Below are 18995 nucleotides of genomic sequence, written 5' to 3'. Positions count from 1 at the left end.
AGGCCATAGCCGGCGACCTGCAAGGTGGCTCCCAACAACAATAAGGGAGGACGTCGCATGCTGCTGCAGGGTCTGAAGGTCATTGAGTTCGCCTCCTACATCGCCGCGCCGGGAGCGGCGGGCATACTCGCCGACTGGGGCGCAGAGGTGATCAAGGTCGAGCGGCCCGAAGGCGATCCCATGCGGAACGTATTCGGCGACGCAAAGAGCGCGTTGTCAGGCAACCCCACCTTCGGCCTGGACAATCGCGGCAAGCGTGCGGTGGTGCTGGACACCTCCAAGCCAGAGGGTCGCGAAGCGCTGACCCGCCTGGCGGCGGAGGCCGATATTTTCCTGACCAACGTCCGGCCCGCCTCCCTGAAGCGCGCGGGGTTGGATGACGAAACCCTGCGGGCCGCCAATCCTCGGCTGATTTATGCGGTGGTGACTGGCTACGGCCTGGATGGACCGGACGCCGCCAAGCCCGGCTTCGACGTCACCGCCTTCTGGTCACGGGCGGGCGTGGCGCACATGCACGCGCCGAAGGGTACCGATCCTTTCATCCTGCGCACCGGCGTAGGCGACCATACGACCTCGCTCGCCACGGTCTCGGCTATCCTGGCGGCGGTGTATGAGCGGGAAAAGACCGGCGTGGGGCGCCTTGTGCAGACCTCGCTGCTCGCGACAGGCGTCTACACCGTGGGCTCGGACATGGCCGTGCAGCTGGCTTTCGGTAAGCTGGCCTCCAACCGCCCCCGCAGCGCGCCTTTCGATCCGACCGCGAATTTCTACAAGAGCCGCGATGGGCATTGGTTCGTGCTCAATCCGCGCGGCGGGGGCAAGGATTGGCAGTTGCTCGCCACCGCCTGCGGCCGGCCGGACCTTCTAGAGGATGAGCGTTTTCCCACCGGCCGCTTGCGCAAGGACAATAGCGTGGCCCTGGTCGCGGAGTTGGACGACGCGTTCGGAGGCTTGGACTTCGAGGACATCGCCCGCCGGCTCGATGAGGTCGATCTCGTCTGGGCGCCGGTGCAGACTCCGGCCCAGGTGGCCGCAGACCCGCAGGTCGCCGCGGCCGGCGCCCTGATCGACGTGGAGGATGGACAAGGCGGCACCTATCGCTCGCCGGCCGCTCCTGCGCGGTTCCCTGGCGCGGACGCCACCGTGCGTCCGGCCGCACCCGGCCTTGGCCAGCACACACGCGAGGTCCTGGCGGAGATTGGTTACGCCCCGGCGGAAATCGAGGCGATGCTGGCGTCCGGCTCGGCCGCCTAGTTCTTGTCGCGGGCCTCAGCCAGGACGCGCAGCATCTCGCTGGTGAACAACGAGCCGGTCATCCTGACGCCGGAACTGGCGTCGTCGTCCGACTGCGAGCCGCGCAGGATGATATCGACCATGGCGTCCTGCCCCTCCTGCAGGGTCCGCTGACGCGCCGAAGCATACTGGATGAACCCGTCGACGGGGCTGCTCCGCTCCCCGGTTGTCGCGTGTCCCGCGCCGCCGGTCTTGGTCAGGTTCGCATAGACCTCGGCCACGGTGGCGGCTCGACCATCGCGGTAGAAGATCGATCGGTTCGCGCCGGCGGCATCGGGAAAAATGCTGGCGGCGCTGGCCGTGGGCCGCGTGCGCATCGCCTCGATCAGCTTGGCCGATCCCTGCGGCCCCAGGAAGTGGGCGGCGTAGAGCTCGCCGGCCGTCGGCGCGCGCCCTACCCGGCCCTTCAGGTACGATGCATGATCGGAGGTCAGCTCGCCGGCCATCAGTGATGCGGCGTGAGGATCGAGCCGCAGGTCCATCACCGCCTTGCGCGCCTCGGCCCCGTTCACCCGATAGCGACCATCGGCCCCCTTGGTGATGAGGTCGGCGTAGCGGGCGTAGCCGTACTTGGCTCCATGCTGCTTAAGCGTCGAAAGCCAGGTCTGCTCCACAAATTGAAAGAGGCCGGCGGCTGACGAGGTTGGCGCCTTGGCCTTCGGATTGTATCCGCTCTCGCGAGCGGCCGTGCCCATGAGGAAGCTGAAATCGACACCAGTGGCGTTGGACGCGCGCTGGATCGCAGCTTCGACAACTCCTCTGATTCCATGGACGGCCATGGGCAAGATGTGGCCGCACATGGTTAACGTGGTGCTAACCATGTTCGCGCAACCGCTGGAGCCCCGCCCTCTCGCCGCCCTGCTCCCGCGCTAGAAGACGCGCGAACGCCGAGACTTTTGGCGGGTTTTCGAACGCCGCCGCGATTCGCGGCGCGGGTGGTATCGACGGTGAGGTCCTAGTCGGCGTGGGCGTGCGCCTGTTCGAAATGGCTTCGAACCTGGCCGGGCTGACGATCGGCCGCGTGCCAGGACGGCGGAAGCTGGCCGAAGACGAATGCGTCGAGCCCGATGAGGACCGGCTGTGGCTCCAACCGACGCTGGAGGGCCGAGCCAAGGTGCTCTTTCCGGACCTGGAGGACCCATTCAACAGATGATCGCGGGCGACGCCACCCTACTCGCAGCTCCGCTTCAACAGCATTCATTTTGACATTTAAGTCAAAACAACAAGACACCACTCGCCCTGGTGGTTGGAAAGCCGCGCGAAGGCGCGCTCACAACCGCAGCTCGCAAAAATTATCTGACTTGTCAGTTCTGATCGCTTGCAGGTCATCGAAACACGGCTCAACACTTGGGCAACAAGAAAAACCCCGGGGATTTTTCATCGTGTACGTCAAAAATATTCTGGCTGGCTCCAGCGCGCTTGCCTTGATCTTCGTCGCCGTGGGCGCGCAGGCGCAATCCACCGCTCCAGACGCCCCCCGAACGGTCGACGAAATTGTCGTCACCGCACAAAAACGAACTCAAAGCCTCCAAGACGTTCCCATCGTGGTCACGGCGGTCAACGCCCAACAGCTTCAGGACGCCGGCGTCCGGGACATCAAGGACCTGACCGTGGTCACGCCCGGCCTGACGGTCACGACGACCGGCAGCAACACCTCGACGACCGCACGGATCCGCGGCATCGGCACGGTCGGTGACAACGTCGGCCTGGAGTCCTCGGTCGGCGTGGTCATCGACGGCGTTTACCGCCCCCGCAACGGGGTGGCGTTTGGCGATCTGGGCGACCTGGAGCGCATCGAGGTGCTGAAGGGCCCGCAAGGCACGCTGTTTGGCAAGAACACTTCGGCCGGGGTCATCAACATCCTGACCAAGCGGCCTGAATTCCAGGTTGGCGCGAACAGCGAGATCACGGTCGGCAACTACGACGCCGTCGGCGCCTCGCTGTCACTCACCGGTCCGATCGTGGCCGACAAGATCGCTGGGCGCCTGTTCCTCGCCGGACGGGCCCGCGACGGCATCTACAACGTCGTCGGCGGCGTTCCGACAAACACCCAGAACTTCTACACCGCACGCGGCCAAGTGCTGTTCCGGCTGAATGACGACGCCGAGATCAACGTCATCGCCGACTATACAGACCGCAACGAACGTTGCTGCGGCGCGGTCCAGATCAAGAATGCGACCGGCCCCACTGCAGTCCTGAACTCGATCGTGCCCGGCGCGATCCTCAATCCGCCGAACCCGGAGGCCTACACCGCGTTCGGCACCCACGATGATCTCAAGCATGTCGTGGATCAGGGCGTCTCGGCGACCGTCGATTGGACCACGCCGTGGTTCAACGGCGCCCGCTTCACCTCGATCACCGCCATTCGCGACTGGAAAAGCCAAGGCGGCGGCGACACCGACGGCACCTTGGTCGACGTGCTCTATGGCCCGCCGGTCGACAGCTCCAATCCGGGCTTCGTCCAGTTCCGCCAGTTCAGCCAGGAGTTCCGCCTGAGCGGTGACACCGAGCGCTTGAACTGGTTGGTCGGGGCCTTCTTCACCGACGAAGAGCTGACCCAACACACGCGCCTCGTCTACGGCACGCAGTTCGAAAACTACGCCAACGGCCTGTTCGGGGGCGCTCTGCCGCTGTTCACCGGTCGCCCGGTCAACGGTTCGACCTTCGTGGCCGGCCAAGGCCAGAACGACACCTACAAGCAAGATGAGAACGGCGCGGCGATCTTTACCAACAACAGCTTCAAGATCACCGACAAGCTGACCTTGACCGGCGGCGCCCGCTACACTTGGGAGAAGAAGGACCTCGACACCACCTGGAACAATACCGATGGCGGCATCGGTTGCCTGACCGCGCTGTCGCGCGTCCCGACACTGGGCGCTCCTGGCGCGCTCATCTGCGGGACCTTCCAGAACCCCGCCTTCTCGCAGCTCGGCTCCAACAAGCAGCGCCTGAGGGAAGAAAAGCTCACCGGCACCCTGAAGGCTGACTACCGCTTCACGCCCCAGATCCTGGCCTATGCGTCCTACGCGCGGGGCTATAAGGCCGGCGGCTTCAACCTCGACCGGATCGCCCAGCCGACCCAATCGGGCGGCAAGCCCGCCGCTCCGATCCTCGACACCAGCTTCAAGCCCGAGATCGTGGACTCCTACGAAATCGGCATGAAGAACACACTGTTCGACCGCACGGTGCTGCTGAACGCCACGATCTTCTATCAGGACTATTCAGACTTCCAGTTGAACAGCTTCAACGGCTTGGTCTTCAACGTCACCTCGGTTCCGACCGTGATCTCCAAGGGCGTCGACGCCGACTTCATGTGGTTCACGCCGATCAAGGGCCTCAGCGTCAACAGCGGCGTCACCTACGCCGAGACCTACTACCCGAAGAGCACCTCCAGCGTTCTTGGCACGCCGCCGCCGCCGCCGGCCGTTCCGGTCGGCAACCAGCGCCTGCCTGGCTCGCGCCTTTCGCTGGCCCCGCTATGGTCGGCCTCGCTCGCGGCGACCTATGAGCACGAGATCACCGACAATCTGATCGGCCGGTTCGCCGTCAACGCCAAGTACCAGTCGTCCTACAACACCGGCTCGAACCTCGATCCGGTGAAGAACCAGCCCGGCTTCACCCTGGTCAACGCCCGGGTCGGCATCGGCCCGGACGACAAGAGCTGGCAGGTCGAGGCCTGGGCTCAGAACATCTTCGACGAATACTATACGCAGGTCGGCTTCGACGCCGTCGCGCAGACAGGCTCCTACAACGCCTTCCTCGGCATGCCGCGCACCTACGGCATGACCCTGCGGCTCGCCTACTAGCGACGGGAACAGCCGTCGCCGACAGTCGGCGGCCACCTCAAACCCAAAGCGCCCGGTCCCCTGGATCGGGCGCTTTTTTTGCGCCCTCAAGACCGCGATTTCACCTCACCACCGGATGGTCACCGCTCGGCCATCGTTCGGCTTCTCCACAGCCAAGCTTCGGACACGATCCCGGCGCGACCCTTTGTTTTGGTGACGAAAAAAGAAAGGGAGGTCGCCATGGTCATTCGCCAATTCCTGCCTGTTTTCGAGAGCACGCACCGCCGGCCGCGTTCGCCCGCGGTCAAGACCGCCATCATCTTGTCGATCGCGGTTCACGGCGCCCTGGCCGTCTATCTGGCCATACAGACCTGGACGCCGCCCGAGCCTGTCGTTCTTCCTGAAGGCCCGATCATCAACGTACAGACCTTCACGCCCCCGCCGAAGATCGAGCCCCTGCCGACGCCCCGTCCTAGTATATCGCCCAGGGAAGCGGCTCCCATCGACACCACCATCCCCATGCCGGCGCCGATCCCGGTCCCGCCGGCGCCGGCCCCTGCTCCCCAGCCGACAGGCCCGGTGACCAGCATCGCCCCTCCGCCGCCCGCGCCGCCCATCGCGGCGCCGGTCATCCGCGCGCCCAACTGGCTGGCCAGGCCAGGAGCACGCGAATTCGCCCGTTTCTATCCCGACAGCGCTTTGCGTCGCGATATCGGCGGCCAGGCCACCCTGGCCTGCACCGTCAGCGCGGCGGGCACGCTCAGCGGCTGCAGCATCGTCGGCGAAACGCCGGAGGGCGAAGGGTTCGGCAAGGCGGCTCTGCGGCTGGCTCCTTACTTCAGGATGAGCCCGCAAACTCAGGACGGCCAAGCCGTCGATGGGGGCAGCGTTCGCATCCCGATCCGCTTCAACGTCGGCGGCTAGATCGCGATGGGCCTGCTCAATAGCTCTTGGGCAGGCCCAGTACGCGCTCGGCGATGTAGTTCATCACCATTTCCCGGCTGATCGGCGCGATCCGGGCGATCATCGCCTCGCGGAAATAGCGCTCAACGTCGAACTCCTTGGCGTAGCCCATGCCGCCATGGGCCAGCACCGAGGCTTCGCAGGCGTTAAATCCCGCCTCCCCGCCCAGATATTTGGCGGCATTGGCCTCGGCCCCGCACTCGCGGCCGGCGTCGTATAGCGCCGCGGCCTTGAAGGCCATCAGGTTCGCCGCCTCAAGCTCGGCCCAAGCCTTGGCCAGCGGATGGGCGACGCCCTGGTTCTGTCCGATCGGCCGCCCGAACACCACGCGCTCCTTGGCGTAGGTCGTGGCCCGCGCCAGCGCCGCGCGCCCAAGGCCTACGGCTTCGGCTCCAAACAGCACCCGCTCAGGGTTCAGCCCTTCCAGTAGATAGTAGAAGCCTCGCCCCTCCTCGCCGATCAGGTCACCCTCGGGGATCTCCAGATTGTCGATAAAGACCGCGTTCGATTCGACCGCCTTGCGCCCCATCTTAGGGATCACCGTCGCCGAGATCCGGCTGCGGTCAAAGTCGGTATAAAAGAGGCTCAGCCCCTCGGTAGCCTTCTTCACCTGATCCTTCGGCGTCGTCCGGGCGATGATCAGCATCTTGGTCGCGCGCTGGGCCATGGTCGTCCACACCTTGCGGCCGGAGATCACATAGCCGTCCTTGGTGCGCACCGCCTTGGTCGTCAGGCTGGTGGTGTCGAGGCCGGAGTCCGGCTCGGTGATGCCGATGCAAATCTTGTCTTCGCCGGAGATCAGCCGTGGGATCGCCCGCTGCTTCAAGGCCTCGGATCCGAACTTAGCGATCGGCATCGGGCCGAAGATGTTCAGGTGGACGGCGCTGGCGCCGGAGAAACCCGCCCCCGATTGCGCCACGGCCTGCATCACCAGAGCCGCCTCGGTCAGGCCAAGCCCCGCGCCGCCCAGACTGGTCGGCATGGCCGCGCCAAGCCAGCCGCCGGCCGCCATGGCCGCAACGAAGGCCTCGGGAAATTCGCCTGTCTCGTCAGTCCGGCGCCAATACTCGGCGTCGAAATTGGCGCAGAGACGACTGACGCTCTCGACGATCGCCTGTTGTTCGTCGCTCAGCCAGAAACCGCTCATCACGCCCCTTCCGCTACTTGCCGTTCGCGTCGAACCTCGCCGGGTTCAACCGCTCGGCATAGGGGCCAGCCTCCCCCTCCGTCACGCAAGCCACGATGAGCTTGGCGATCAGCGGCGCCAGCAACCAACCATTGCGCCGCGCCCCGACCGCCAGCAGCACCCCGTGATGGCGGCCACGCCCCACCATCGGCAGGCCGTCGGGCGTCGCCGCGCGAATTCCAGTCTCCGCCACGAACTCGGTCTCGGCCAGGGCGGGAAACAGCCTGGCGCCCGCGGCCTGCAAGGGTGCCACCTGGTCGGGATCGACGGAGCGGTCCTCAACGCCGGCCTGCATGGTGGCGCCGATGGTCAGATCGCCGGGCGCTCCGGTCACATAAGCCCCCTGCCCCCGCACGACGACGCCGTCATAGGCCCGCCCACGGGCGCGCAGAATGTGCCCCTTGATCGGCGCGAGATTGTCTAGCTCCGGCGCGACCACCGCCAGATCGCGACCGTTTCCGGTGGCGATCACCAGCCGCTCGCCATCCTCGAACCCCGTGGCCTGAGCCTGGTGGAACACGACGCCGGCGCTCTCGGCGGCGCGGCGCAGGGCGAGCAAGGTCTGCGCCGCCTCGATCCGCCAGTCCTCACGAACCAGCAATCCGGCTGTCCAGCGTGGAGCAAGGCCCGGCGCAAGGCCGTCGAGGGCGCGACGCTCCAACTCCACCGGGTGCAGACCTAGCGCCCGCAGCCCGGCATCGGTGCGGCCCAAATAGTCGGCCTCGCCCACGGCGACGGCCCCGGACCGGTCCACCATCACCCCAATGCGCGCCTCGAGCGCGGGCCACAGGTCACGAGCGGCGCTCAACAGATCAAATTGAGGGGCTGCGGTCGTGTCCAGCACCGCCTCGAAGGCCGGCGCCAGCATGCCGGCGGCTACGCCCGACGCATTGTCGGCGGCCGGCGCCGGGTCGAAAACTGTCACCTGCGCGCCGGCGTCGGCCAGGGCCAACGCCGTCGTCAGCCCGAGCGCGCCTGCTCCGGCCACAGTGATCTTAGCGCCTTTGCTCATGGGCCTAACGACCGGGCTTCGCGCTCAAAATCAAGCTCGGAACCGCAAAAGATAGTGATCCGCTCAGGCCAGCGACGCGCCGGAGCGATAGCGCCTGAGGCCAAGATGGAACAATCCGGCAGCCAACACCGCATAGGCCATAGCCGCGGTCACCACGACCGCAACGCTCTTGAGACCCGGCTCGCGGAGCATCTCAACCGGCGCCATCACGACGAACCCGGCTGGCAGTATGCTGTAGGCCACAACCTTGACCGCGCCCTGATAAATCGACCCTGGATAGCTGGAGAACAGCAGCGTGAAATCGGTCAGGTCCCGCGCGAAGCTGCGCGCGCCGGACGCCCAGAACGCCAAGCATGCAAACGAGATCGCCGCCGACAGATAGCCCGTCAAGCCCGCCGACAGCGCCAGGATCAGCAAAGGCAGGTCGGATAAGCTCACCTCTGCAAACAGGCTCAGCACCGTGATCCCGCCGGCTAGGTCGCCCCACGCAGTGGCCAGGCTCTCGCGCGCCAGCAGCCGCGAGATCAGACCCTTTGGCTGGGTCAGCAAGGCGTCGAGTTCGCCCCGCAAGATCGACACCGCCATGTCCCGATAGCCGCCGAACGCGACACCGCAAATCCCGACGATGGTCATCGTCAGCCCCAGCAGCAGCGCCATGTCCGAGAAGCCCCAACCGCCCACGCTCTTGAAGCCGGCGAAGAACAGCACCCAGAGGGTCAGGAACACCAGGTTGTTGATAGCCATGCCCGCCACCTGGAGCGCGAAGTTGGCGCGGTCGGCGAAACTCATCCGCACCGCAGCGCCGACTTGAAGCGCGTAGAGCCGCAGGAAAGCGATCATACCCCGCCCTCCCGCAGCACCTTGGCGAGCCCCGCGCGCCACAGTGACAGGCAGGCATACGACAGCACGACGATCCAGAACCCCTGCCAGGCCAGGCCCGTAAGGAAGCCTTCTCGCGAGGTGACGATCGCCTGGATGCTGGGCCAATAGAGATGCGCGGCGAAGGGCGAGGCCTTGGCCACCGCCTCCAGCAGAGGCGGATACAGGGTCACCGGCGCGTAGAGGCCACCCAGCAGAAACATCAGCTTCTGGATCACCAACTGGAACGGCAAGGTTCGCCGCGCCCAGAACGCCATCAGGCCCGCCAGCGCATAGAGCAGTATCCCAACCACCACGCCGAGCACGCCGAGCGGCACGATGTAGGCGAACGCCTCCCAGGGCGGCGGTTCACGGCCCGAGACTGCCAGCAAGACAAGCGCGGTCACGCCCAGCGCGCCAAGGCGCACCATCGCCGCGCCCAGGCTCTGGCTGAAGGTCTGGGCCAAGTACGACTTGGGCCGCAGCAGATGAGGCTCCAATCCGCCTGAGCGGATGTCGTCCTCCAGCTTCAGATGTACGGCAGGCAGGGCCAGGGTGATCCACTCGGTGACGCCGATGTAGAGCGCCAGGCCGCCAGCCGGCAGTTCGCCCGCCAGCGTGCCGGGCAGCCGCTCGGCGACGACCTTGTCCCACAGCGCCGAAAGCACGATCAGCAAGATCACATAGAAGATGCAGCGCCCGACCAGCACTGGCCATCCGGCCAGGGTCTGGCCGGCTCCGAGCCGGAAGGCCGACAGCAGCGCGCTGGCGGCACGGCTGGCCTCATTGGGTCGTGACGGCAGATGCGTAGATGTCATGGATCACCTCCTCCATAGGAGGATCTTCGATGGTGATGTCCTCGACCCCGCCATGGGCCAGGGCCGCGGTGATGACCTGTTCGACCCGGACCAGCCGCGTGTCGACGTCCAGGACGACGGCGTGCGCGTCCGACGCCCTGCGGGTGACGCCCGGCAGGTCCAGAACGATTTGCGCCCCGTTGAACAGCAGGGTGACGATCTTGCGCCCCAGGAACCGCCGGCGCAGTTGGTCGGTGGGCTGGTCCACCACCACCCGACCGGCGTTGACGACGATCACCCGGTCACAGACCAGTTCGATGTCGCGGGTGTCGTGCGAGGTCAGCAGCACCGTCTGGCCATGATCGCGCGCATGGTCGCGAATGAAGTCGCGGATCGCGGCCTTGGCGGTGACGTCCAGCCCGATCGTCGGCTCGTCCAGGAACAGCAGGCCCGGCCCGTGCAACAAGCTGGCGGTGATCTCGCAGCGCATGCGCTGGCCCAGCGACATCCGATGCACCGGCTGATCGAGCAGCTCGGCCAGGGCGAAGCGCTTGACCATCTCACCCAGGCGCTTTTCGAAGACCGCCTTGTCCTGGTCGTAGATGTGGCGAAGCTGGTTGAAGCTGTCGCGGGCCGGCAACTCGCCCCAGAGTTGGGAGCGCTGGCCGAAGACGACCCCTATCCGATAGGCCAGCGCCTTGCGATCGCGCCAGGGCGTGAGGCCCAGAACGCTGGCCTCTCCCGAGGTCGGCTCCAGGATGCCCGACAGCATCTTCAAGGTCGTGGACTTGCCGGCGCCGTTGGGGCCGATGACCGCCACGCGCTCGCCGCGCTCGACCTGGAATGAAACGCCGTCGACGGCCTCGATGCTCACATGTTGAGGAGAGAAGCCGCCAAACAGGCCGCGCCCACGCTTAGCGTAGCTGTATTGCTTCCTGAGGTTCGCGATGGTGATGACGGCTGACATTTGAGACTTCGATCTTCGATAGGGTGCGGACGGCGGCGGACAAGCATGCAAACGGGTAAAGGCACGGGAGGCCGTGCCCATTAGCGTTGCGCATCTGTCCGGACAGTCCGGTCATCGAGATCAAATCCACTTCAGCCGCGAACAGGTTCGCGGAACGACGGTAGCTGTATCCGAGGCATTTCAGCGCCACAACCACCAGATGCGCAAAAGCGGCCAGGTGTGTCCGCCGCGCCATGCCCAGCGGACGCCTAGCGGCGACCGAACAGAGCTTCCAGGCCCTGGATTACGTCTTCCATCAGGGTGTCAGCGGCCGCCGGGCCCTCTGCCAGGGTCAGCGAGGCCGCGCCATGACCGCAGGCCCACACGGCCAACGCAACCTTGTGGATGGTGCCCTCATCGCGGCTCTGCTGGCTTGGGGACTGGCTTATGGCCGCCTCCAATACGGCGAAGGCGCTGTTGCGCGCGGTCGCCACCTCCCGATCGCTCATCATCGCGGCGTCGAACATCAGATCGTAGAGCGCCGGTTGCGAACGGGCGAAAGCGAAATAGGCCAGGGCGCAGGTGCGGATCGGTGTGGCTTGCGGGGCCGTGGCCGCCGCATCTCTTAGAATGGCCTCAAGATCGCGGAAGCCCACCGCGGCCAGGCCGGCCATCAGCGCGGCCTTGGAGGCATAGTGATGATAGACCGAACCTGGCGCGATCCCGGCCCGCGCCGCCAAACCCCGAAGGTTTAGCTCCGCCCGACCACCACTTTCCAATAGCGCGCGCGCCTCATCCAGAAGCTGGGCGCGCAAATTGCCGACATGATAGGGACGGCGGCTCCGTGCGGAGTCGGTTTCGGCCCAGGACATCGGCGCCTCCCTTTTGTCGGCCACAGCATCAAGACTGCGACTCATGGCGGGCTCTGCTCACGTGACCCAACGGAACCTTTCCCAAGCTTGAGGGAACTTGTCGAGGCCGCCCCGTTTGCTTCCCCCCAAACTAACCATTGATCACATACAATGTGATCGCTAGCTTTTCGCAACAAGAAGCAGTCGAGGAAACGAGGGCATGGGCGCTGACCACAAGGTCGCCATTCTGGGCGCGGGCTTTGCTGGCCTTTGCATGGGGCTTCGGCTGCAGGCCCAGGGCGAAACCTCGTTCGTGATCCTGGAAAAGGCCGATCGAGTCGGTGGCACTTGGCGGGAGAACATCTATCCCGGTTCAGGCTGCGACATCCCCAGCCACCTCTACTCCTATTCCTTCGAGCCAAATCCCGATTGGCCCGAGATCTATTCGGCCCAGCCGGATATTCTCGCTTACATCGACGGCGTGGTCGAAAAGCATAACCTTTCCAGCCATATCCGCCTCAATTCTGAAGTGGTTGGCGCGGCCTGGGACGAGGCCGGAGGCTTCTGGCGGATCGCCACCGGGGGCGGCGGGCTCGTCACGGCCGAGAGCTTCATCACCGCCTGGGGCCAGCTCAACCGGCCCAAGCTGCCGCCCATTGACGGGCGCGACGACTTCGCCGGACCGGCATTTCACTCCGCCCACTGGGACGAGAGCGTCGATCTGGCTGGCAAGCGGGTCGCGGTGATTGGAAACGGGGCCAGCGCCATCCAGTTCGTGCCGCACGTGGCCAAGACAGCAGGAACCCTCACGCTCTTCCAGCGCTCTCCGAACTGGATCGTGCCGCGTATGAACCGCCCCTACACCGAGGCGGAAAAGGCGCAGTTCAAGGCCCGGCCCGAAGCCATGGAGAAGGTCCGCACCGAAATCTTCGAGATGGCCGAGGCCCGACTGGCCGCCAAGCGTGCTGGAACCCTGCCGGTCGAGGAAGTCCCGATCCCCCTCGCCCACCTGCACAATCAGGTCGCTGATCCGGCGCTGCGCGCCAAGCTCACGCCCGACTACGAGATCGGGTGCAAGCGCGTGCTGATCTCCAATGACTTCTATCCGGCTCTGACCCAACCGAATGTGGAGCTGGTCACCGAGGCCATCACGCGAATGACGCCCCAAGGCGTGGTCGACGCGACCGGCCGCCTGCACGAGGTGGACGTGGTGATCTACGCGACCGGGTTCGAAACCAAGTCTTTCGCCGGCGAAACCGCCATCACCGGCCTGGGCGGCGTCAGCTTGGCGCACGCTTGGCGGGATGGTCCCGAGGCCTATCTGGGGCTGGCGGTCAGCGGCTTCCCCAATCTGTTCATGCTGTATGGGCCGAACACCAATCTCGGCCACAACTCGATCATCTACATGATCGAAGCCCAGGTCGATTACGTGCTGCAGGCTTTGGCCGCTGGCCGGCCGCTGTCGGTGAAGCCCAAGGTCATGGAGCGCTACAACGACGACTTGCAGCAACAGCTCGCCAACACACCGTGGGCCGGAACCTGCACCAGTTGGTACAAGACCGCCGACGGCAAGATCCTCAACAACTGGCCTCACACGGCGCGAGCCTATGCCGAGGCGGTGGCCGTGTTCGATCCCGCCGCCTACGACGTGGTGAAGACCCCCGAGCCCGCGGAGTAGCCCTAGGCGACTCTCACCGACGGCTGATCTTCCAGCACCTGTTGAAGGGCTTCGAACAGGCGCCCGACCTCGATGGGCTTAGGCACGAAGCTGTCCATGCCGGAGCCGAGGTACTCGGCCACCTGGTGCGCCATTGCATTGGCGGTAAGGGCGATGATCGGCGTGCGCTGGCGGTCCTCCGCAATCTCGCGGGCGCGGATGATCGCCGTCGCGGTGGGGCCGTCCATCTCCGGCATCTGCACGTCCATCAGGATCACATCCCAGGGCTCCCGCGCCCAGGCTTCGACGACCTGGAGGCCGTTCTCCACAACTACCGGATCGATGCCGATCTGATGCAGCAAGGTCTTCAGCACCAGTTGGTTCACGGTGTTGTCCTCAGCCGCCAGCACGCGCAGCGGCGGCCCCTCCGTCATCTCGGCCGGGTGGGCGTCGACCGATGGCGGGGTCGGCAAGACGATGCTGCCCCCGATCCATGGCAACGGCAGCGTGACCACGAAGGTCGTCCCCTGCGCGAGCTCGCTGACGGCGGTGATCGCGCCGCCCATCAGGCTCGCCAGTTCGCGGCAGATAGCCAGCCCCAGCCCCGTCCCACCGTATCGCCGCGTGGTGGATGCATCGGCCTGCTCGAATTTCTGGAACAGGCTGGCGAGGCGTGCCGGCGGGATGCCGATGCCGGTGTCGGAGACGCTCAGCCGTAGACCGAATTCGTCGCGGGCCACACTTACGCGGACTTCGCCCTCCTCGGTGAACTTCAGGGCGTTGGACACCAGATTGTAGAGGATCTGCCGGACGCGCGTGGAATCGCCCCGGTAGATGCCCTGGGCCTTGGGTTGAATCACGAGATCGAACGACAGTCCCTTCTTGTTGGCGATGGCGGTGAAGGCCGCATGCGCGCCACGCGCCAGTTCGGCGACGTCGAACCGGGTTTCCTCCAGCTCCAGCTTCCCCGCCTCGATCTTCGATAGGTCCAGGACGTCGTTGAGGATCGCCAGCAAGGTCTCGCCGGACTGGCGGATCACGTCGAGGCGGTCGCGCTGGATTTCCGACAGGCCGTTGTCCACCGCCATCGCCTGGGCCATGCCCAGCACGCCGTTCAACGGGGTGCGGATCTCGTGACTCATCGTGGCCAGGAAGGTGGATTTGGCCCGGTTGGCGGTCTCGGCGTCTTCTTTGGCTTGCAGCAGGGCGCGCTCGGCCGCCTTGCGCTCGGTGACGTTCTGCAACGCGCCGATCAGCCGTGTGGGATGGCCTTCCTCGTCGAGGATCAGGCGGCACGTCCCGGCCGTCCAGACCTCCCGGTCGTCGTTTCGCACCAGGCGGTATTCCGGATGGTAGGGCGCGCCCTCCTCCACATGCCGCCGCCATGCCTCCATCACCCCGGGGCGATCGCGTGGATCGGTGGTCGCGTAGATGTCGCGATAGAGCTCTTCGTATGTCTTGGGTTCGGTGAAGAAGGTATCCTCCGCCCCGACCTTGATCAGCTCGCGACGCACATAGTCGATCTCGTAGACGTGGATGTCGGCGATCTCCATGGCCAGTGTCAGGCGCTGCTCGGAGCGCTCCGTCGCTTCCAACGCCTCGACCATCTCGGTGATGTCGTGGCTGGCCATGACGATGCCGCCGACCTCGCCATCGGCGTTGAGCCAGGGGGCGAGTTCCACATTGAACCAACGCCGCACCGCTTCGTCCTCGGGTCCCGGCACCCGGTCCGCCTTGATGGTCTCCCCCCTCAAGGCGCGGCCATGGGCCGTCCGCCACGGCTCGAACATCTTCGGCGCAAGCTCGTAGAGCGTGCGGCCGTAGACTTCCTTGTTCTCCAGATCCAACGAGCGGATCCAGCGCGGGCTGGCCCCCAGGACCCGCATCTCGCGGTCGGTGAGCACCAGCGCCACTGGCATGGAGCCGACAATCGAACCCAGGGTTCCCTGGATGGCGTCGCGTTCACGCAGGCTTTGCTCGCGCGCCTTCACCGTCTGGGCGCGGTCCCAATCGCCCGCGATGATGTCCGCCAGATCCTGCAGGCGAGTCGCGAGGCTGGCGTCGTACGGCTTCGGCTCTCGCCCGCCCACAGCCAGGATTCCTGGGCTGGAGCCGTCAGCCAACTTGATCGGCGCGGCGGCGTAGAAGCGCAGAAAGGGTGCGCCGACGACCGAAGGGTTGTTGCGGAACTCGGGGTCGGCGGGCGCGTCGGAAACCCACAGGACCTCGCCCTTTTCGCAGACCTGGACAGCGACCGGCGCTACGTCCTGGACCACCCGCCTGTCAGGATCACGGCTGCGCCAAACCTCGTCGCCGCTGACGAAGACCACCTGGGCGTCGAGAGCGCCAAACAGAGTCTTTGCGATGCGCGTCGCGCGATCACAGACGGCCTGGGAGATATCCAAGCCAAATGGACATGACTTCGCCATGTCTCCCGCCATCCTGATCCCCCCTGGTTATGTTTATCGGTATCAGCCCGGAGAGGTTCGGCCTCTAAGGTTAAGGCCCGATTTAAACGGTTGTAAGTGTTGCGAAACTCAACCGCGCGCGGTCGCCACAGGCCATGACCATCCGGCGAACTCGCGCGGATGTACGAAGTCGGGCCGGAACCAGGGCCGTTCTCGGGCGTCGAAAATCCCCGTCAGCCATTCGACGACCCTGGCGACACGCGCCGACTTCACCGCCTCGCGATGGTGACACAGCCACAACGTCGCCGACGCCAGCGGCGGAATATCCAGCATCACCAGATGCGGCGCATAGGCGACGATCGCGGTGGGAATGGCGCCGATGCCGGCGCCGCGCTCAACCGCGTGCAGCATGGCTGTCGAAGAGTTCACCACCATTGAGGGCGCTGAAAGTTCCAGGAAGGCGGAGGTCTTCTTGGCCCAGTTGCCCCGATCCTTGACCTGAGCCGAGTGGTGGACGAACCGGTGCCCCACCGCCTCCTCGATCCGCGTGGGGGCGCCATACGTGTCAAGGTAGTCGCGGGAGGCGAACAGCGCGTAGTGAAGCGTCGCTAAGGGTGTGGCCGCCAATTCGGGCGCGCCGCCCGCGTCGCTCAGCTGAACCGACAGGTCGATATGCGGATCGACCGGGTTCTCGGGATAGAAGCCGCAATCCAGGCCCAACCGAATCCCAGGGTTTTCCCGCAGGAAATCGGCGACCTCCAGGCCCAGCAGATATCCGCCGATTCCCTCCGGCACGGCGATGGTGACATCGCCCGTGTCCGGGGCGGCGCTGTCGAAAGCAAGGCGCTCGATGTCCGCAGAGGCCCGCTGCATCGTCAGGGCGCGATCGTAAACCAGCTCGCCGGCCCGCGTCAGCGTCACCCCACGCAAGCCCCGGTCGAAGAGCCGAGCGCCCAATCGAGCTTCAAGGTCGTCAATTCGGCGCGTGATCGTGGGTTGGGTCGTGCGCAGACGCCGTGCCGCAGCTCCGAAGCTACCGGCCTGGGCCGCCGCTACGAAGGTTTTCAGATCGTCCCAATCGGCTAGGCCGCCGTCCCGATTGTCCATGCGACACCCAGAAGACCGTGGCGCCCCCATACGAAATTGGTGGCTGCACGTGTGAGGCTCGACGCTCTACCAAATCTCATCTTCGCACAAGAAAGCGGTGAGATGACAATCATTCGCGACTTCGCCGAACGCTGCCGACAAGGCCTAGGCGAACTTGGCATGACCGCGGCCAGCAGGCACGAGATCGTGCAGGGCCGCGCCCTGGCCGCTCGAACCGTCAGCCCTGACATCGCGACCGTGGAAACGCTTTCCCGCGTCCAGGAGCTGACCGGGGCGTCCTGCTTCACGTCAAGAACACCAGATGGCTCCATCGCTGGCGTTATCGCGATCATCCCCCTGAGAGCGGCCGCGCGGTCACAACTCGCGGGCGGCATGTTCGACGGGATCACCCCCCCGGAAGAGTTGGTGGCGCGGCCGGGAGAGCCCGTGATCGCCATCTATGGCTGGGGCATGGCCGGGGCGACATGGCGAGGACGGGCCACGGTGATGGCCGGAGCGGTCAAACTGCACCGCGAGATATTCCCCACCCTGCCGCTCTATGGCCGCGCCGCGACGCCAGGGGGAGAACGCACTCTGCTACGGCGGATCGGCGCTCAGGCCGTTCCGGGACCGGGCGGCTTGGTGGTCGCCCAACCTTGGACACCGGCAAGGCGGGCCGCCTGACATGAACGCCAATGTCCGCATGCCTCTGGACGCACGCCCCGCCGCCGAGGTGGACGAGGGCCAATTGGAGATCATGGTCTGCCGCACCCTGCCCGACATCATGCAGGCGATGGCGGTTCGCACCCTCGTCTATGTCGGCGAGCAGGCCTGCCCGTATGACGAAGAGTATGACGGCAACGACTTCGCCGGAGCCACGCATCTGATTCTACGCCGCGACGGCGAGCCGATCGGAACCCTGCGCATCCGGTGGTTCGCCGACTTCGCCAAGGTCGAGCGGGTCGCCGTACGTCGAGAGTATCGCCGCGGCCGCGCCACCCTCATGCTCATTCTTGCCGCCAAGCGACTGGCGGAGAAGAAGAATTACCGGAAAATCCTGGGCTACGGCCAAGTCCGGCTGATCCCGTTCTGGGAGCAATATTTCAACGCCCAGATCCGCGAGAATCGCGACGGCTTCGTGGTGTCGGACCATGACTATGTCGAGATGATCGTGGAAGGCGTTCCACCGCCGGACGCCCTCACCTTGGACAGCGACCCGCTCGTGCTGCTACGGCCTGAAGGAGCCTGGGACGAGGCTGGCGTCCTCGACACGTCGGCCACGCGCCCGGCCTCGAACCTGGGCGGCTTGTCGAGATGAGCCCTGCCCCGCCAGTCGCCCTCGTCTGTCTTGATCTCCAGCGCGCCCGCCTCGCCCATGCGATCTCGCCGACGAGCGTCGCGCGCACCACTGAGGCTTGCCGCCAGGTGCTCCTGCGCGCGCGGCGGGAGCGCTGGCCAATACTCCATGTCCACCGCCGCGAGGGCGACCCCGATGGAGCACGGCCCATCGCCGGGCTGGAACCGCTCCCGAGCGAACCGATCTACGTGAGATCCGGGCCCTCGGCCTTCTCGCACCCGACCTTCTCCCAAGCCGCCCTGGCGCTTGGCGGGCCACTGGCTTTGATCGGCTTTTCGCTCTGCGACAGCGTGCTGGCCACCGCTTTCGCCGCGGCCGACCGCAAGGTTGCCGTTGAAATCCTGCAGGACGCCGTGGCGATCAACGCCAAGGACGAGCGCCTCCAGCGGATGGCCATGAGCGGCCCCATCATGTCGCTGTCGCCACTGTGCCGAATGATCGCGTCAGAAGAGCTATTTCAGGAGGGCGTCTCGGCCTTGGCCGCGGCGAACGCACCATGACTCAATCCAAGCCCAGCGACCCGTTCCTCGTGGGTTTCCGCAGCTTCAGTCGCGAAGTCGACGACCTGGGGCGGCTCGACGATCCGGATGCCGCCGAACTCCTGCGCATGGCCAGCCTGCTCGGCCCGCGCGATCTCGCCGCGCTCTCACAGATCATCCGCCGCGCGAACGAGATATGCGAAAGCGACGGAGAGGAGACCGCCCTCGCCGTGCTCGACCAGATCGGAGCGATTCTCGAGAACCGGGCGCCCGACGCTTAGAGGCCCTCGCGAGAACATTGTTTACTTGTAGAGCTC

At 65.7% G+C, this 18995-nt stretch carries 18 protein-coding genes; 9 read left to right on the top strand and 9 right to left on the bottom strand.

The genetic code is table 11. From position 1 onward, the window contains the following. Positions 1-57: 57 nt before the first annotated feature. Complete coding sequence (locus Q8M13_RS07310; protein WP_305299120.1) at positions 58-1254, top strand: CaiB/BaiF CoA-transferase family protein; 1197 nt, start codon at positions 58-60, stop codon at positions 1252-1254. Here Q8M13_RS07310 and Q8M13_RS07305 read toward each other — a convergent pair. Next, the gene (locus Q8M13_RS07305; protein WP_305299119.1) at positions 1251-2072 is read right to left on the bottom strand and encodes a transglycosylase SLT domain-containing protein; all 822 of its coding nucleotides are present in this window, start codon (positions 2070-2072) and stop codon (positions 1251-1253) included. The two genes, Q8M13_RS07310 and Q8M13_RS07305, sit on opposite strands and share 4 nt — an antisense overlap. 191 nt (positions 2073-2263) lie before the next feature. Between Q8M13_RS07305 and Q8M13_RS07300 the strand changes: the two genes are divergently transcribed. The 3 genes from Q8M13_RS07300 to Q8M13_RS07290 all read left to right on the top strand — a co-directional run bounded on the left by Q8M13_RS07300 (position 2264) and on the right by Q8M13_RS07290 (position 6002). After that, positions 2264-2446, top strand: coding sequence for a hypothetical protein (locus Q8M13_RS07300; RefSeq protein ID WP_305299118.1), 183 nt, complete (start codon positions 2264-2266; stop codon positions 2444-2446). A gap of 229 nt (positions 2447-2675) precedes the next feature. Then, positions 2676-5099: a TonB-dependent receptor gene (locus Q8M13_RS07295; RefSeq protein ID WP_305299117.1), complete on the top strand. Its 2424-nt coding sequence runs from the start codon at positions 2676-2678 to the stop codon at positions 5097-5099. Positions 5100-5318: 219 nt separating this feature from the next. After that, positions 5319-6002: an energy transducer TonB gene (locus tag Q8M13_RS07290; RefSeq protein ID WP_305299116.1), complete on the top strand. Its 684-nt coding sequence runs from the start codon at positions 5319-5321 to the stop codon at positions 6000-6002. A gap of 16 nt (positions 6003-6018) precedes the next feature. Here the strand turns inward: Q8M13_RS07290 and Q8M13_RS07285 are convergent, their stop codons facing one another. The 6 genes from Q8M13_RS07285 to Q8M13_RS07260 form a co-directional block, all read right to left on the bottom strand. Next, on the bottom strand, positions 6019-7188 hold the full coding sequence (locus tag Q8M13_RS07285; protein ID WP_305299115.1) for an acyl-CoA dehydrogenase family protein: 1170 nt from the start codon (positions 7186-7188) through the stop codon (positions 6019-6021). 13 nt (positions 7189-7201) lie between these two features. Then, positions 7202-8239, bottom strand: a complete 1038-nt coding sequence (locus Q8M13_RS07280) for an FAD-binding oxidoreductase (RefSeq protein WP_305299114.1) — start codon at positions 8237-8239, stop codon at positions 7202-7204. Between the two features lie 63 nt (positions 8240-8302). Further along, a complete protein-coding gene (locus Q8M13_RS07275) occupies positions 8303-9079 on the bottom strand; it encodes an ABC-2 family transporter protein (RefSeq protein ID WP_305299113.1) in 777 nt (258 codons plus the stop codon). Beyond that, entirely contained in the window at positions 9076-9915 is an 840-nt protein-coding gene (locus Q8M13_RS07270; protein ID WP_305299112.1) for an ABC-2 family transporter protein, read from the bottom strand. Before Q8M13_RS07270 ends, Q8M13_RS07275 begins: the two co-directional genes overlap by 4 nt. Further along, positions 9881-10861 (bottom strand): ATP-binding cassette domain-containing protein, encoded by a 981-nt coding sequence (locus Q8M13_RS07265; protein ID WP_305299111.1) that lies wholly within the window; start codon positions 10859-10861, stop codon positions 9881-9883. The genes Q8M13_RS07270 and Q8M13_RS07265 overlap by 35 nt, the downstream gene beginning before the upstream one ends. Positions 10862-11109: 248 nt before the next feature. After that, positions 11110-11712, bottom strand: a complete 603-nt coding sequence (locus tag Q8M13_RS07260) for a TetR/AcrR family transcriptional regulator (protein WP_305299110.1) — start codon at positions 11710-11712, stop codon at positions 11110-11112. Positions 11713-11911: 199 nt separating this feature from the next. On the opposite strand from Q8M13_RS07260, the gene Q8M13_RS07255 reads away from it, so the two are divergent. Then, entirely contained in the window at positions 11912-13369 is a 1458-nt protein-coding gene (locus Q8M13_RS07255; protein WP_305299109.1) for an NAD(P)/FAD-dependent oxidoreductase, read from the top strand. A 2-nt stretch (positions 13370-13371) separates the two neighbouring features. Here Q8M13_RS07255 and Q8M13_RS07250 read toward each other — a convergent pair whose 3' ends face one another. Both Q8M13_RS07250 and Q8M13_RS07245 read right to left on the bottom strand, forming a co-directional pair. Further along, the gene (locus Q8M13_RS07250) at positions 13372-15777 is read right to left on the bottom strand and encodes an ATP-binding protein (protein ID WP_305299108.1); all 2406 of its coding nucleotides are present in this window, start codon (positions 15775-15777) and stop codon (positions 13372-13374) included. A 108-nt stretch (positions 15778-15885) separates the two neighbouring features. Beyond that, positions 15886-16863 carry a LysR family transcriptional regulator gene (locus Q8M13_RS07245; protein WP_305299107.1) on the bottom strand — a complete coding sequence of 326 codons (978 nt, stop codon included), beginning with the start codon at positions 16861-16863 and terminating at the stop codon, positions 15886-15888. 102 nt (positions 16864-16965) lie between these two features. Here Q8M13_RS07245 and Q8M13_RS07240 point away from each other — a divergent pair, with 102 nt between their 5' ends. The 4 genes from Q8M13_RS07240 to Q8M13_RS07225 are packed head-to-tail and all read left to right on the top strand — an operon-like array spanning position 16966 to position 18959. Continuing rightward, positions 16966-17526, top strand: a complete 561-nt coding sequence (locus tag Q8M13_RS07240; protein ID WP_305299106.1) for a hypothetical protein — start codon at positions 16966-16968, stop codon at positions 17524-17526. A gap of 1 nt (position 17527) precedes the next feature. Further along, positions 17528-18160: a GNAT family N-acetyltransferase gene (locus Q8M13_RS07235; protein ID WP_305299105.1), complete on the top strand. Its 633-nt coding sequence runs from the start codon at positions 17528-17530 to the stop codon at positions 18158-18160. Further along, entirely contained in the window at positions 18157-18699 is a 543-nt protein-coding gene (locus Q8M13_RS07230; protein WP_305299104.1) for an isochorismatase family protein, read from the top strand. The genes Q8M13_RS07235 and Q8M13_RS07230 overlap by 4 nt, the downstream gene beginning before the upstream one ends. After that, the gene (locus Q8M13_RS07225; RefSeq protein WP_305299103.1) at positions 18696-18959 is read left to right on the top strand and encodes a hypothetical protein; all 264 of its coding nucleotides are present in this window, start codon (positions 18696-18698) and stop codon (positions 18957-18959) included. Before Q8M13_RS07230 ends, Q8M13_RS07225 begins: the two co-directional genes overlap by 4 nt. Positions 18960-18995 lie beyond the last annotated feature (36 nt).

Source organism: Phenylobacterium sp. (genome assembly GCF_030681155.1).
GTDB lineage: Bacteria > Pseudomonadota > Alphaproteobacteria > Caulobacterales > Caulobacteraceae > Phenylobacterium.
The sequence above is the reverse complement of the archived record's forward strand: the minus strand, read 5'-3'. Positions and strand labels throughout refer to the sequence as shown.